This is a genomic window from Pseudoalteromonas sp. Z1A6, from assembly GCF_011378745.1.
GTDB classification, from domain to species: Bacteria; Pseudomonadota; Gammaproteobacteria; order Enterobacterales; family Alteromonadaceae; genus Pseudoalteromonas; species Pseudoalteromonas arctica.
Map to the genome: position 1 here is coordinate 1 of NZ_WTKW01000067.1, position 14,981 is coordinate 14,981.

Annotated in this window: 12 protein-coding genes; 7 read left to right on the top strand and 5 right to left on the bottom strand. The window is 37.6% G+C overall.

What is annotated here, in order from left to right:
* From bfr (GQR46_RS06390) to GQR46_RS06410, 5 genes are all read right to left on the bottom strand, one after another.
* A partial coding sequence (gene bfr / locus GQR46_RS06390) for a bacterioferritin (protein ID WP_165740451.1) occupies nucleotides 1-458 on the bottom strand: 458 nt, incomplete at its 3' end.
* 12 nt (nucleotides 459-470) lie between these two features.
* On the bottom strand, nucleotides 471-941 hold the full coding sequence (gene bfr, locus GQR46_RS06395; protein ID WP_002958985.1) for a bacterioferritin: 471 nt from the start codon (nucleotides 939-941) through the stop codon (nucleotides 471-473).
* A gap of 272 nt (nucleotides 942-1,213) precedes the next feature.
* Nucleotides 1,214-3,349 (bottom strand): TonB-dependent receptor, encoded by a 2,136-nt coding sequence (locus GQR46_RS06400; RefSeq protein WP_165740453.1) that lies wholly within the window; start codon nucleotides 3,347-3,349, stop codon nucleotides 1,214-1,216.
* Nucleotides 3,350-3,421: 72 nt separating this feature from the next.
* Nucleotides 3,422-4,492, bottom strand: a complete 1,071-nt coding sequence (locus GQR46_RS06405) for a PepSY-associated TM helix domain-containing protein (RefSeq protein WP_165740455.1) — start codon at nucleotides 4,490-4,492, stop codon at nucleotides 3,422-3,424.
* Nucleotides 4,493-4,549: 57 nt separating this feature from the next.
* A complete protein-coding gene (locus tag GQR46_RS06410) occupies nucleotides 4,550-5,425 on the bottom strand; it encodes a cation diffusion facilitator family transporter (protein ID WP_165740457.1) in 876 nt (291 codons plus the stop codon).
* A 252-nt stretch (nucleotides 5,426-5,677) separates the two neighbouring features.
* Between GQR46_RS06410 and GQR46_RS06415 the strand changes: the two genes are divergently transcribed.
* The 7 genes from GQR46_RS06415 to GQR46_RS06445 all read left to right on the top strand — a co-directional run bounded on the left by GQR46_RS06415 (nucleotide 5,678) and on the right by GQR46_RS06445 (nucleotide 14,966).
* Entirely contained in the window at nucleotides 5,678-10,441 is a 4,764-nt protein-coding gene (locus GQR46_RS06415; RefSeq protein ID WP_165740460.1) for a PAS domain-containing protein, read from the top strand.
* A gap of 12 nt (nucleotides 10,442-10,453) precedes the next feature.
* The gene (locus tag GQR46_RS06420; RefSeq protein WP_165740462.1) at nucleotides 10,454-10,936 is read left to right on the top strand and encodes a GNAT family N-acetyltransferase; all 483 of its coding nucleotides are present in this window, start codon (nucleotides 10,454-10,456) and stop codon (nucleotides 10,934-10,936) included.
* An 80-nt stretch (nucleotides 10,937-11,016) separates the two neighbouring features.
* Nucleotides 11,017-11,523, top strand: a complete 507-nt coding sequence (locus tag GQR46_RS06425; RefSeq protein WP_165740464.1) for a hypothetical protein — start codon at nucleotides 11,017-11,019, stop codon at nucleotides 11,521-11,523.
* Between the two features lie 16 nt (nucleotides 11,524-11,539).
* Entirely contained in the window at nucleotides 11,540-12,151 is a 612-nt protein-coding gene (locus tag GQR46_RS06430; protein ID WP_165740466.1) for a superoxide dismutase, read from the top strand.
* Nucleotides 12,152-12,225: 74 nt separating this feature from the next.
* Entirely contained in the window at nucleotides 12,226-13,578 is a 1,353-nt protein-coding gene (locus GQR46_RS06435) for an AlkA N-terminal domain-containing protein (RefSeq protein WP_165740467.1), read from the top strand.
* The gene (locus GQR46_RS06440) at nucleotides 13,578-14,048 is read left to right on the top strand and encodes a methylated-DNA--[protein]-cysteine S-methyltransferase (RefSeq protein ID WP_165740469.1); all 471 of its coding nucleotides are present in this window, start codon (nucleotides 13,578-13,580) and stop codon (nucleotides 14,046-14,048) included. Before GQR46_RS06435 ends, GQR46_RS06440 begins: the two co-directional genes overlap by 1 nt.
* Before the next feature lie 75 nt (nucleotides 14,049-14,123).
* Nucleotides 14,124-14,966: an amino acid ABC transporter substrate-binding protein gene (locus GQR46_RS06445; RefSeq protein ID WP_165740471.1), complete on the top strand. Its 843-nt coding sequence runs from the start codon at nucleotides 14,124-14,126 to the stop codon at nucleotides 14,964-14,966.
* Nucleotides 14,967-14,981 lie beyond the last annotated feature (15 nt).

Sequence of the window (14,981 nt, forward strand, 5' to 3'; positions counted from 1 at the left end):
TGAGACTGCAAGTAGTTTTTAATACCCGTATTTTTAATAAGCAATTGTTGGGTTTCTAACCAATCAATTTGCTCTTCTTGCTCATTTAAAATGTGATCAAGGGCTTCGCGAGTAATGTAATCTTTTTTGCTTTCAGCCAGTTTTACTGCGCTTTGCAACTCGCCAATAGTATCAAGTTCAAAACTCATATTAGCTGCAATCATTTCTTCGCTGTTTTCACCAATACGTAATCGGCCTAAGTCTTGAAGATTTGGTAAGCCTTCTAAAAACAAAATACGTTCGATTAAACGATCGGCATTTTTCATTTTTTGAATTGATACTTTGTAATCTGCTTTGTCTAGTTGAGTGAAACCAAAATCTTTAAACATGCGTGCATGTAAAAAGTATTGGTTAATACCAACAAGCTCATTAGCGAGTACTTTATTAAGCGCTGCAATAACGTCTTTATCGCCTTTCATAATATGCTCCTACTAAGCCATTTGTGCTTGATGATAATTTTCAGAACCAATCTTATCAATTAAGCCAAGTTGTTGCTCTAACCAGTAAACATGGTCTTCTTCGGTATCAAATAACAGTTTTTCTAAAATGCTACGAGATTGATAATCTTGTTGTTCTTCACATATTGCGATTACATCTTTAACACATGCAACTACTTCAAGCTCTAGTGTTAAATCGTTTTGCATCATGCTTTTTACATCGTTACCGATAAGTAAATCACGGCGCTTAGTCATATTTGGTACACCTTCTAAAAACAAGATGCGCTTAATAAGCCAGTCTGCGTGATCTTTTTCTTCTTCCATCTCGTGGTTAAGGCGCTCGTATAGTTTGTTTAAACCCCAGTCGTCATACATGCGCGAGTGTATAAAATACTGATCGATTGCTGCTAATTCGTTAGCTAACAATGTATTAAACGCATCGATTACTTTTTGATTACCTTTCATGATAAATCGCCTTAACTATTTCAATTGTATGCAGTGTAGTACAAATAGCTTATATTGCAAGTTTTCTCTATAAAAATCATTGCGTTACTATTGGTTTTGATTCTTATTTAAGTTTGCGTTACTGCTTGGTTTATGGACAGTTTTTTATTTTTATTAGTATCTGAGAATGATTACTAGAGGTATTTATAATTAATAAGTAGGGATACTGCTTTTCATATTATCTTTTTAAATAAATAGGCATGCTGATGCCTATTTATTGAGTCTATCACTAATTAAAACTGGTATTTAGTACCTAGGGTGGCCGTTATTCCCAATCCTTTAATATTATATCCACCGTAGGTGTAAGCCTGTGCGCGGGCAGGGTAGTAATCGCTATTAAATAGGTTTTCTATTCCAAAATACCCACTCCACTTGGCGTTAACATTGTATTGGCCACTTAAGTTGAATGTGTTGTAGCTACTAACAGGACCCTGATCGCCCGAGTATTGGCCTTGCGCATTTTTATCAAAACGCTTTCTGTCGCCTACATATAAAAAGCTCATTGCAAGAGATAGTTCGTCATTTGTTTGCCACGTTACATTCGCTGTTGCTTTAGGTGGACTAATTTGGCTTGCGCCTAGATAGTCATCAGCTTCGGTGTTTTTACCTTCTACGTAACTGTATGTGGCGCTTAATTTAAGGTCTTCGGTAATAGTGTAATTAACTAACCCTTCGTAACCCCATATTTCTTGTGGTGCACGCACAGGTTCGTAAACTCCTGTTACTTCATTATATTCATTACTTGTACCAAGCTCTGAGGTACTTCTGTAAAGAGCAAATTCAAAACGTACGTTTTCAAACTGTGAGGTAAAACCAACTTCGTAATTGTCGATTATTGAGGCTTGTGTTTGAATAAGTGCAATGTCGTCAACGGTTGCAGCGCGAAGTAAGCGACCTATATCAGAAATATCAGAGCCCTGTGAGTAACTAAAAAACGGGCTAAAGACATCGGTTAAGTTATATTTAATACCGGCATTATAGGTTGTTGCATCGTAATTAATGGTGTCGCCACGCACATTTAATGGTACTGAACATTGCGATGCGGTTTTGCAAAGTTTTAGCGTTTGGTAGTCACTTACGCTCAAATCAATGCTTTCGTTTCTTACACCCGCTTTTACAATAATGTCGTCGTTTATTACCCATTTGGTTTGTAAAAAGCCTGCCACACTTTCCATGTCCATTTCTGGCACCCACACACGGCCATCTACTAAAGGTTGCGATGTTTTATCGTTTAAGGCATCAATACCGTAGATTAGGGTGGCTGTTACGTTTTCAAAATCAAACTGACTATTAAATGTAGCTCTGGCACCTTGCTTGTCTGATTTAATAACCGATTGACCACCGCTATAACCTTCATCAAGATTGGCTAAAGCGGTTGAGAAAAAGAATACGTTTTCTATATTTTGTTTATACAGATCGAGGGTCATTTGTGTGTTTTCAAACAACGCGTAATCAACATATTTTAGGGTTATATTTTCGTTGCCTTCTGGGCCTTGCGGTTTACCTTGTTTTTGAAGCTCTAAGGGGACGTGTATAGCGTATGTTTTTTCCCCTATATTGCCATCGCCAGTAACATCGCCTAAATCAGTTTTTTGCTGTGAGCTGTAAAAGTTATAGCTAAACTGCAGTTGCTTTTCGTCGTCAAAATCATAAGTTAGTTTGGTAAAATAGTTTTGAGTTTCAGAGTCTGATAAACCATATTGCAAGCCTAAAATATCGCCCTCTGCATCGCGTTGTACGCCGTTTTCTTCATAGCTTGCCGTTAACAGGTAGCTTAGTTTATCGAGTTTTCCGTTTACTGAAGCCGCTATTCTACCGCCGCCACTTTCTGCTAATTTAACAGCGCTAAAGCGACTTGAAATACTTATTTCACCTTCCGGTTTACCATCACTGCGAGCCTGTTTTGTTATGTAGTTAATAATGCCACCTGAGGCACCATTACCATAAGTAGACGTTGCGCCTTTTATGACTTCAATGCGCGCTATGGCACTTGCATCAAGCGTTTTTACACCTAAAGAACCATTACGAAGAGGGGTTGATTGCGGTACACCATCAATCATTATTAAAGGCGCACGGCCGCGTAGTGTTTGTCCTGAATTACTTGAACTGCCAGTATCTGGGGCAAGGCCAGGAACCATTTGCGCGAGTAAACTTCCCAGTTCTGAGCTTACCTTTAAATGCTGTTGTATTTGTTGCTGATTAATAACGGTAATCGAGGCGGGTACTTCGTCAATGCTTTCTGATATGCGGCTGCCAGATACAATGACATGCTCTAACTGATCAGAAGTGTATTCATTTTTATTATTTTCATTTGCTAACGTGTTAGTACTTATTGCAACAGCAATAAGGCAAAGCGAAGTTTTTAACATGGGGTGTCTTAGTTGATAATAATTTACGTAATGGTAATTATTATCAACTAATGGCGCAAGTGTTAATGAGATTTATTTCCATTTATGGCGTTTTAACCAAAAATATACACCGCTTACAATAAAAAATGCGAGTGAAAGGGCTATTAATAACCATAAAAACTGCACAATAGGACCTGCAAAATCACCAATGTGAAACTTATACTTAAAGTTCCATGCTTGTGTTGTGAAGTTGGTTTTACTGGCGTCAAATGAGTTTAATACTTTACCAGTAAATGGGTTAATCCAAACCCAGCTGTAAGCGTGGCTTTCGCCAGGGTTTTGCATTCTCAGTGCAATTGCTTCGTCATCTTTTTTAGGTAAGTAAATTCTATATACTTTACCATCTGGAAATACGTTCTCTGCATTTTTAATTGCTTGATTGTAGTTTAACGCAGCTTGAGAAGGGGCTATTATTTTTGGCGCTTCAGGTCTTTGTTCTACTTTATTAAACGTCACAAATTCTAATACCGATTGAGTTTGTGTTTTCCAGTTAAATGCCATGCCAGTAAAGGCAATAAGCATAAGCGGTATAAAAAAGTAAACACCCAGTACAGTATGCAATTGGTACATAAGCACTCTAAATTTGGCTTTGGGTTTTATGGCTAAACGTTTAATTCTGTTTTTGGGCTTTACCCATAAATAAAAGCCCAGTAATACATTTATTAAAAGTAGCAATGCACATACCGACATCCAATTTTTAAAGGTTTTTTCACCCTTACTGTTTTCAAACAACAGCCAGCGATGCAATCCCATCGCAAACCCATAAATCGTATCTGTTGATTCATAGATATTTAGTACACTCCCAGAGTAGGGATTAACACTCGCGTAGTGTTTATTGGCTAACCTAAACTGCCATGCGGCGTTTGGCGCTTGTTCGGGCATAAAAAAGGTGATTTTTTGCTTAGTTTGAGCTTGTACATTTTGTATAAGTACATCGTAAGGCATTAAGTTTGTTTGTGGCGTTACGAGCCATTTATTTGGTTCTATTAGGTGCTGTATATCTTTTGCATAAATCATAACAGCACCGGTTAAACTCACTATTAATAAAAATAGTCCGCTAATAAGGGCAAGGCCTAAATGAATTCTACGTAACCAAAGTTTCAAAAACGGTATCTCATTATGAGTTAATGGCAACATTGTAAATGATAATACGAGCTGTTTTCAATTAAATAGTTGTGTATTTGGTTGGATTTCTATTATGCAGTTTTCGATATTAAAATTGTCGTGTAAAAAGCTTTTTAAGGTTAGCAAATCAATTGCTTGCTGAGTGCTAATAACAAGCTCGCAGTAGTTTTCTTTATCGTCTAGTTGCCAAAGCTTAATGCTAACTACCGATTCGATATTAAATTCACTACCAATAGCATTCGATATAGCATGTGTGTCGATGTTATTGGGTGCTGCTTGCATTAAAATTTTGCAGCTTTGCTTTAATAGTAAAATGCCATGATAAATTACATAGATAGAAATAAGTACAGTGGCAATTAAATCGACAATGTACCATTGGTATAAAATAATTAAGGTGCCCGCAATAATTACCACAATAGACGCCATTGCATCAGATACGTTATGAATAAAGGCCGCCTTTATATTTATACTGTGATTTGCACCCGCTCGGTAGGTTAAAAATGCGGTTGCTAAATCGATTACCAATGCTATTGCTGCCACCCACACAACTATCCAGCCATTAATTGGTTGAGGGTTTAAATAGCTCGAAATGGCTTCAAAAATTAAATACACGCCAATTAATATTAATGTACAGCTATTAAAAAGTGTGGCGAGTATTTCAGCGCGTTTATAGCCAAAGTGATGAGTGCCGTCAGCAGGTTTATTACCAACTTTACGTGCAACCAAGGCTATAAATATAGCGGCAGCATCACTTAAATTATGAAGGGCATCGGCTATAAGTGACAAACTGCCCGAAAATATCCCGCCAATAACTTGGGCTACGGTTAGCAATACATTAATAACCACAGCAACGGTGAGTTGTTTATTGCTTTGGTTTTCGTCTACATGACTATGTGAGTGATCGTGCGCCATAATTCCCTCAAATGCATTGATTGAATATTGCTTATATCATGGGTGATTTAAAACAGCTACAGGAGTTATAGCGTAAATGAACGCAATTGTAAGTTAGTAATAAAGACGTACTTTTTTTGAATGCGTGAATTTAAGATTGTAACGCTAAATGTCGATTTTTTAAGGAGTTTACAGCTCAAAACTTGCGTCTTTATATATTTAGTGCATTAATGTAAGTAATATTAAATGATTAAAAGCTGCTGGGTATTAAGCATGGACAAAGGTTTAAACTTTGGTGAATTAACAGGTAAAGGACAATCTGTTCGAAGTAAGTTAATTATAACCTTTATAATTATAGCCTTAGGACCACTTTGTATACTTACGTGGTTTAGTCTTGAACACGTAAATCGCACCCTTAAACAAAATGCAGACACTGAACTAAACGAGCTCAATAATATAGGTAAGCAATTTGCTGATATTTGGTTTGCGGACCATGTTAAAGACTTATATTTGCTCAGGACACAATTTGATATTAGCCCTGCTAAAAAGCAAAAATTAATCAGTCAATTTGTTGAGCAGTACGACTTTGTTAATAATGTAGAGCTTATTGATGTAAACCTCGTTAATTCACTCCCCACATCCCCCTTTTTTAATGTTATTAAAGATCAACGCTTTAACGACATTCGTTCTGGTATTAAAAATACAGGAGAAATTCAATTTCAGTCAATGACTGTCTCAGGGCGTGAGTATCATATTATTGGTTTACCGGTATTAAATGACGAAAATAAGTTACAAACCATATTGCTCGCAGATATAAATTTAAACGGCTTATTGAATAATCTAAGTAAAATACACACAGCTAATAAAGACATAACATTTTATGTTATGCACAATAATAAAATTCAAAAGAGTAATAATACAGACGATGCCCAACCACTATTTTTCTCTCAGAATGGCTCACCAACACAACGTGTTTTTTCTTATAGTAATAAAGATGAAGCCACTTTATATGGGTATATTAATTCTTTAGAATTTTTAAATGAATCTGGTTGGCAATTACTTGTATCAAAACCAAAAGACGTTGCATTGCAAGGGTCTAATTATTATAAGCAGCTCGCTATATTAACAAATATGGGGGCGTTACTACTTATATTAACGTCGTCGTGGTGGTTTGGTCGTCGGCTTTCTCGTCCTTTAATTAACTTAGCTAAAATTGTTGAAAACATCACCAAAGGTGATGTGGTTAAAGTGCCAATAATAAACGACAGCATAGAGTTTAATCAGCTTTCATTAGGCCTGCGTAAGTTAGTGGCCGTAAAAGCAGAACAGCAAAGCATACTGCAAAAACAACGCTCTGCACTTCAAATTGCATTAAAACAATTAGCTGAGCAAAAAAGCGCATTAGATGAACATGCCATTGTTGCAGTAACTGATCTGCATGGCACCATTACTTTTGTAAATAAGAAATTTTGCGAAATTAGTGGCTATGATGAATATGAATTAATAGGTCAAAACCATCGTATTTTAAATTCAGGAAAGCACGAAAAAGAATTTTTTAAAAATATGTATAAAACCCTCAAACGCGGAGATGTATGGAACGGGCAAATATGCAATAAAGCGAAGCATGGTGGTTTTTATTGGGTAGATACGACCATTGCGCCATTTTTAGATGAAAGCGGTAAACCGCAAAGCTATATTGCTATTCGTACCGATATGACATTTCTTAAACTGCAAGAACTAGAACTTGAGCAGCATAAAACACAGTTGCAGTTAGTGATAGATACAACTGCTGTAGGTATTTGGGATTGGTATATTGATACTAACGTAGCTGTTTTAAATAACCGTTGGGCTGAAATTATAGGGTATAAACTCAGCGAAATAGAGCCTTGTACAATACAAACGTGGTATAAATTTATTCACCCAGAGGATTTAATTGAATCAGACTTAAAGCTAAAAGCGCACTTTGCAGGCGAAACAGATTACTACGAAAGTGAAGCGCGTATGAAGCATAAAAATGGCCACTGGGTGTGGGTGCTTGATACAGCTAAAGTGGTTGAATGGAATAGTGATGGTTCGCCTAAGCGAATGATAGGTACTCACTTAGATATCTCAGATAAAAAAGCAACTGAACTTGAACTGCAAGGAAGCCGAGATAGATTTGCATCTTTGGTATCAAATATACCGGGTATTATTTATCGGTGTAAATTTGATGATAAATTAAGCACGCTTTATATGAGTGAGCAAGCAAGTGAGATAACAGGCTATTCACCTGATGAGTTGATAGGCAATGATGCTCTAAGCTTTTTTGATTTAATATGCGAAGACGATTCTAAAAAAATAAAAGCTGAAATTTTACGCTGTGCCAGTGCTAAGCAGTCATGGTCTGTTGAGTATAGAATTACAGCTCGCGATGGCTCTTTGCATTGGGTAAATGAAAAAGGCCAAGCGATTTACGATGAAACTGGTAACGTTTTGTATTTAGATGGATTTATTTTAGATATTACAGAGCGATACAATACGCAATTAAAAATAAATCGTCAGCAAAGCTTGCTAGAGTCAATGAGTAAGCAAGGGCAGATTGGGGCATGGGAAATTGACTTAGAAGCACATACGCTTTATTGGTCTGATGAAGTTAAAGTTATCCACGAAGTACCAGAGGGATTTGAGCCTAGCATAGATACCGCAATTGATTTTTATAAACCAGGAGTGCACCGAGATACTATAAATACTTTGTTTGAATGCGCAGTGACATTAGGCGAAAGCTGGAGTGTTGAACTTATTATTTTAACCTATGCTGGGCAAGAACGCTGGGTTAAATCGATGGGGCAAACAGAGTTTAAAGGTGGTAAATGTGTGCGTGTTTTTGGCTCATTTCAAAGTATTGACGCACATAAACGCCTTGAACTTGAAAGCGAAAAAGCCAACAGATATAACAAAAACTTAGCCGCGCTTACGGTTGCACCTGAAGTACAAAATAGTGATGTAGAGCAAGTTAAAAAGCTAGCGGTTAAATCTATGTGTGAAGTGCTAAATATTGCACGTGCGTCGGTATGGATTTTTAACGAACAACGAGACGCAATGGCGTGTCATAGCTTATATATAGATGGGCAAGGGTTTGTAGATACAGATGCTGTTTTAACTGCTAAAGACTATCCTGCATATTATAACGCCATTTATGAGCAAAACTTAGTGGCTATTGATGATGTTTATACTCACCCGGCCACTGTTGATTTTATAGAAGCGTATGCAAAACCACTCGATATTAAATCAATACTTGATGCTGTTATAGCAACAGGCGATGGTAATTTAGGTGTTTTATGTGCTGAAACTGTTGGCGAGCACCACTATTGGACGCAAAGTGAAGAAACCTATCTTCGATCATTAGCTACTTTAGTGGGCAGTACGTTGGTTTCTCAAAAACGAAAAGTAATTAGTGAAGAGCTTAAAATTGCGCTTGTAAAAGCAGAGGATGCAGCTATTGCTAAGAGCCAATTTTTAGCAACGATGAGTCACGAAATAAGAACGCCAATGAATGGTGTACTTGGTATGTTAGAGCTTGTTCAATTAGAGTCACTTCCTAAACCAATAGAAACAAAAGTCGATATAGCCAAAACAAGTGCACACTCTTTATTGGGTGTAATTAACGATATTTTGGACTTTTCTAAAGCCGAAGCGGGTAAAATTGAGCTTGAAGAAATTAACTTTAATGCCCGCGATTTAATTGGTGAAGTTGCTGCCGCGCAAGCATTTACAGCTCAAGACAAAGGGATTGAAATAATTTTGGATTTGGTTGCACTTGAGCCTTCGCAGTTATGCGGTGATCCTGGGCGAATTCGCCAAGTACTTACTAATTTACTAAGTAACGCCGTTAAGTTTACGAGTAAAGGCGAGGTTGTTGTAAGTGCGAAAATTAATAAAGTGGCTCAAGGCTTAGAATTTATTGTCAGTATAAAAGACTCAGGTATAGGGATCAGTTTAGAAAAACAGCAGCAATTATTTACTCCGTTTTCTCAAGTAGATGCATCAACAACGCGTGAATACGGGGGCAGTGGCTTAGGGCTGGCTATTTGTAAGCAGCTTTGTGAGCTAATGGGTGGGGCAATTTCTCTTAGTAGTGAAGCCGGCGAAGGAAGTACCTTTACTGCCACTATAATGCTGACCCCTGGCGATCAAAAAGAGCGTTATATTCCTAATATTAATATGAAAGAGTTAACGGTTTTAGTTGTTGATGATAACGAAACAAATCGAATTGTAATTTTACAACAGCTTGAGCATTGGGGCGCTAAGGTTGCGCTTGCATGCGATGCACATCAAGCACTTGATATGTGCGCGCAGCAATATGAAAGCAAAAATTGTATGTACGATATTGCAGTGCTTGATATGCAAATGCCAGGAATGGACGGCATAGAGCTTTGTAAAGCACTAAAAGCACATGCACATTATAAATCAATGCCACTTGTAATGATGACTAGTATTGCTGGTATGGAAGGCGCTCAGCGTTATTCTGACGCTGGCTTTCAGGCATATTTTCCTAAACCTGTGACCACTGCCGATTTAATTTCTGCACTGTCGGTTATAACGAGTAATGATGCAGGCGAGACACTTCCACTTGTTACGTCAGGCTATATTTCGTCACTTAAAAAAGAAAAGGTGCAGGAATCTGCCCAAATACTACTTGTAGAAGATAATCCCATTAACCAACAGGTGGCTAAATTAATGCTCAAAAAGCTTAATTGTGACGTTACGATTGCCGGGAATGGTCAATTGGCAATTGATATATTAAAAGCGCATGATTCAGGATTCTTTAAGCTTGTACTTATGGATTGCCAAATGCCAGTTTTGGATGGCTTTGGGGCAACTGCAGCTATACGCGAAGGGGTCGCGGGTGAGCAGCACAAAAATATAAAAATTATTGCTATCACTGCTAATGCAATGGACTCCGATAAAGAGCGCTGTATAACTGCTGGAATGGATGATTACTTGAGTAAGCCTATTCAATTAGATATTTTAAAAGATAAATTAGAGCTGTATATTTAAGGTCAAAATACAATGAGTAAACCCGTTATAATACGTGATGCAAAACCAAGTGACGCAAAAACAATTTTGCACTTTATTACCGAACTTGCCATATACGAAAAAGAACCTGATGCGGTAAAAACAGATGAACAAGCAATTCTAGATACTTTGTTTAGCGAAGGATCAACCGCGCACAGCATAATTTGTTTAGAAGGCGATGAGCCAATTGGTTTTGCAGTATATTTTTATAATTACTCTACCTGGTTAGGTAAAAATGGCCTGTACCTAGAAGATTTATATGTAAGCCCTGATAGTCGTGGCAATGGTGCAGGCAAAGCCATTATGAAGCACTTAGCTAATAATGCGATTAGTAATAACTGTGGCCGTTTTGAATGGGTGGTCCTTGATTGGAATAAACCCGCTATCGATTTTTACAATAGCATTGGTGCAAAGCCACAAAACGAATGGATTATATATCGCTTAACAGGGCAGGAATTATTAGATTTCGCTAAATAGTTAATGAAAATCATTTGCATTTGCGTTGTTGGGTGTGTAAGTTAAATACACACTCAATAATTAAATGTGCAGATGATTATATGATCTCAAGTCAAAAACAGCCCCAGCCAGATCTACTCTATCTTGAACAAGCATTAAGCCCTTGGCAGTCGAACATAATGCAAGGTAATTATGCATTTGAACAAGGTGCTTTACTCGAAGCACGCGATAAATACTTATTAGCCAAAACACTCGCAGATCATCTCCTTCAGCAGTTTTTATACGCTCAGATTAATAATAATGCCATTCATGCTATTGAGCATTGTATACCCGCACTTGTTGTTGCTTCACATAATTTAGCTGATACCTATATTGCTATGCAACAGCCTGAAAATGCATGTAAATGGTTATGCGAAGTACACTTAACACTCTCTTCATTAATTAAGCATACTCATTACGATATACAAAAAGTGAGTAAGCATCATTACATTAAAACTTCCTCTGAACTTGTATCATTTGCACAGCGTTATCCTTCTTTTCCAGAACTGATTGAGCAAGTGAATTTTTGCTTATGCTCTAAAGACTCAACAAACAGCCTGCTACATTAAAATAAAGGAGTAATTTATGGCGTTTACCTTGCCAGCACTTAATTATGAATACGATGCGCTTGAGCCTCATATAGACAGTAAAACAATGTATATTCATCATACTTTACATCATCAAACCTACATAAATAAGGCTAATACAGCATTAGAGAACACTGAATATGCCAACGTAAATGCTGAGGAGTTACTTATTAATATAAGTAAGCTGCCCACTCAATTGCAAAAAGCGGTTCAAGAACACGTAGGTGGGCACTTTAATCACAGTTTGTTTTGGCAAGTAATGAGCCTGCAAGGAGGTGGTAAACCTGAAGGTATTGTGGCCCAAGCTATAAATGAGCAACTCGGCGGTTTTGATGAATTTAAAGAGGAATTTACAGCCGCTGCAATTAGCCAATTTGGTAGTGGCTGGGCGTGGTTATGCGTCACTCCAGATGAAAAGCTGATTGTACAAAATAGCGCTAATCAAGATTGCCCTTTAATGCAAGGGAATATCCCTATTTTGGGACTTGATGTATGGGAACATGCCTATTACTTGAAATATCAAAATAAGCGCCCTGAGTATATCGCTGCTTTTTATAATGTAATTAATTGGACTGAAGTTGAAAAGCGCTACTTAGCTTCTATTAGTTGAGTTCCGAATATGGCTAGTAATACAGTTTATTTTCTATAAGCTAGACTCTATTAGGTTATTTTATAGAGTCGCTTATGGACATTTTACATTGGCAAAAAGCACGTCAGAGCCGCGATCCACGTTTTGACGGGCTTTTTTATGTTGCTGTTAAAAGTACCGGTATTTATTGCAGACCTATTTGCCCTGCGCCAACGGCTCATGAAAAAAACGTCACGTATTATCAGTGTGCACATAATGCAGCCCAAGCTGGGTTTAGGCCATGTATACGATGCAGACCCGATAGCGCACCAGACAGCGCAGCATGGCAGGGTACAAAAACAACTGCACTTAGAGCAAAACAGTTAATAGATCAAAATGATGAGCACGACTGCGAAAAATTAGCCGCTCGTTTAGGTGTAAGTAGTCGTTATTTAAGACAGTTATTTAAGCAGTATTTTGGCGTGTCGATTACGCAATACCGATTATTTAACCAGTGTCACTTTGCTAAAAAACTGATTCAAGAAACACACTTACCCCTTACCGAAATAGCATTTGCCGCTGGCTTTAAAAGTATTAGGCGTTTTAATGATGCTTTTTTACAGCAGTTAAATATAGCTCCCTCAAAGCTGCGCAGTGGCGATAAAAAACCAGCATCAACACTCACTTTAACACTACCATTTAGGCCGCCTTATAATTGGCCTGCTTTGCAGAGCTTTTTACAAAGGCGTTTGATAAAACCAATGGAGTGGATAACGCAAACGAGTTACGGGCGCACTTTTGCAAGTGAGGAATATAAAGGAAGCTTTACCGCTGAATTTATAGCGAGTAAAAACCATTTTAGTGTATCTATCGATATAGATAATACGGTTTATTTGCAATCGGTTATAAATAATATACGTCGTGTGCTTGATTTAGATGCCGATATTAATTTAATTCAAATGCATTTAAGGGCCAATATAAACAACGCATTTACAGTGTGTGAAGGGCTCAGGCTTCCCGGGATTTGGTCAAGCTTTGAAGCCGGTATAAGGGCAGTACTTGGGCAACAAGTGAGTGTTACTGCCGCGCATAATTTAGTAACAAAGTTAGTTGATGAATTAGGCGAAAAAGAGGGCGATGTTATTTACTTCCCCGCAGCTAAAATTGTTGCTAATAGTGACTTTGCATTTTTTAAAATGCCACAAGCGCGCAAAAATGCACTGCATAACTTAGCCCAGTTTTGTGCTTTAAACTCCGAAAACGACGATTTAGACGAGTGGCTTAGCTTAAAGGGAATTGGTCCTTGGACAGTAAATTATGCAAAGTTGCGAGGGCAAAGCCAGCCCGATATATTACTTGATGGCGACTTAGGTGTTAAAAAAGCTCAAGCGGCGGCAAACCCGTTTGAGCCCGCTAATTGCGCTCCCTTTCGGTCTTACTTAACTTTTCAACTTTGGCAGCAATTATAATGATAATTCAAACATCAATCTCAAGCCCAATAGACGACATAATTATTCAAGCGACCAATAAAGGCGTGAGTTACGTTGGGTTTTATCCACCAGTTGAACACCCTCATACGCCATTTGAACAAGTCGCTAACAAGGCGGTGCTTATTTGTGCTGCGCAGTTAAATGAGTACTTTGCAAAAAAACGCACTACTTTTGATGTACCACTTGATACAAACGGTACAGCATTTCAACAAAGCGTATGGCAAGCACTATTAACGGTGCCTTTTGGGCAATCACAAACATACGGCTATATTGCAAACCAACTCAATAACCCAAAAGCAGTGAGGGCAGTAGGTGCTGCGAATGGTAAAAATCCGATTAGCATTATAGTGCCTTGCCACCGAATTATTGGCGCAAATGCAAAGTTAACGGGCTATGCTGGTGGGCTTGATAGGAAACTTTGGTTGCTGAAACACGAAGGATTAATGTAAATTAATTTAACGAATATTTTGTATGTTTAGTTCTACATACTACACTGTAGATTTAGTTTATAAATAAAAATCACTATGAAAATTAGAACGTTACTTTATATTTTTGTTTTGAAGTGTATTGTTTTTTGCGATGGAGTTACGGCCAAAGAATTACTTTTTTGTTATGAAGATAAAAATGCAGCACCACTATTTTTAGGTGTTGATAAGGCTATACCTATTGATCAACCTGATGCCTCAGTTGAGGTTTTAAGTTTATTAGATAAAGCGATTGATGGTGTTGAGATTAAGTTTGTTAGAAAACCATGGCGTAGATGCTTAAGCGATTTAGAATTTAATCGAGTTAATGCTGTTATTGCCAGTTACCGCAAAGGACGAGAAAACCTTGCTGTTTACCCTGTTGATCAGCAAGGTAAGTTACAAGATGACTATGCAGTAAGTGAATTTAGTAGCTGCCTTATAGGGCGTTATAAATTTCATAAAGAATGGGAGACTCGCGAAGTATTTCAAAATAAAGCATTTACGATAGCTATTCCTAATGGCTATGGACTAAATAGCGCGTTGAAAGAAGAACCATTTTTTATTCATAATACGTTTTCTAAAAGCAAAGCTTTTGAGTTGCTAGATAAGGGCGTGGTGCAGGCGAGCGTTGATATATGCCAAGTTGATGGTTTAAAAGTGTCGAGTTATCCGTATAAAGGTAATAACGTTAAACCGATTTACCCACCGTACGAAACAAGCCATGGTTATCTTATTTTTTCAAAACAATTCTACGAAGAAAATAACGCTCTAAGCTTGCAAATGTGGCAGTGGTTATCAAAATTTGAAAGTGCACCTATCTATATTAAATATTTACAAACACTTAGGGCCTGTTTATCTTTCGAGGTTGAATTTGCAGCAGACTGTTTGGTATTTAGGTAAGGCAGAGCCTATATA

Bases quoted from the DNA above. Each gene is read 5' to 3' on its own strand.
- bfr (WP_002958985.1), bottom strand. From the start codon at position 941: ATGAAAGGTAATCAAAAAGTAATCGATGCGTTTAATACATTGTTAGCT.
- GQR46_RS06400 (WP_165740453.1), bottom strand. From the start codon at position 3,349: ATGTTAAAAACTTCGCTTTGCCTTATTGCTGTTGCAATAAGTACTAAC.
- GQR46_RS06410 (WP_165740457.1), bottom strand. From the start codon at position 5,425: ATGGCGCACGATCACTCACATAGTCATGTAGACGAAAACCAAAGCAAT.
- GQR46_RS06415 (WP_165740460.1), top strand. From the start codon at position 5,678: ATGGACAAAGGTTTAAACTTTGGTGAATTAACAGGTAAAGGACAATCT.
- GQR46_RS06420 (WP_165740462.1), top strand. From the start codon at position 10,454: ATGAGTAAACCCGTTATAATACGTGATGCAAAACCAAGTGACGCAAAA.
- GQR46_RS06425 (WP_165740464.1), top strand. From the start codon at position 11,017: ATGATCTCAAGTCAAAAACAGCCCCAGCCAGATCTACTCTATCTTGAA.
- GQR46_RS06430 (WP_165740466.1), top strand. From the start codon at position 11,540: ATGGCGTTTACCTTGCCAGCACTTAATTATGAATACGATGCGCTTGAG.
- GQR46_RS06435 (WP_165740467.1), top strand. From the start codon at position 12,226: ATGGACATTTTACATTGGCAAAAAGCACGTCAGAGCCGCGATCCACGT.
- GQR46_RS06440 (WP_165740469.1), top strand. From the start codon at position 13,578: ATGATAATTCAAACATCAATCTCAAGCCCAATAGACGACATAATTATT.
- GQR46_RS06445 (WP_165740471.1), top strand. From the start codon at position 14,124: ATGAAAATTAGAACGTTACTTTATATTTTTGTTTTGAAGTGTATTGTT.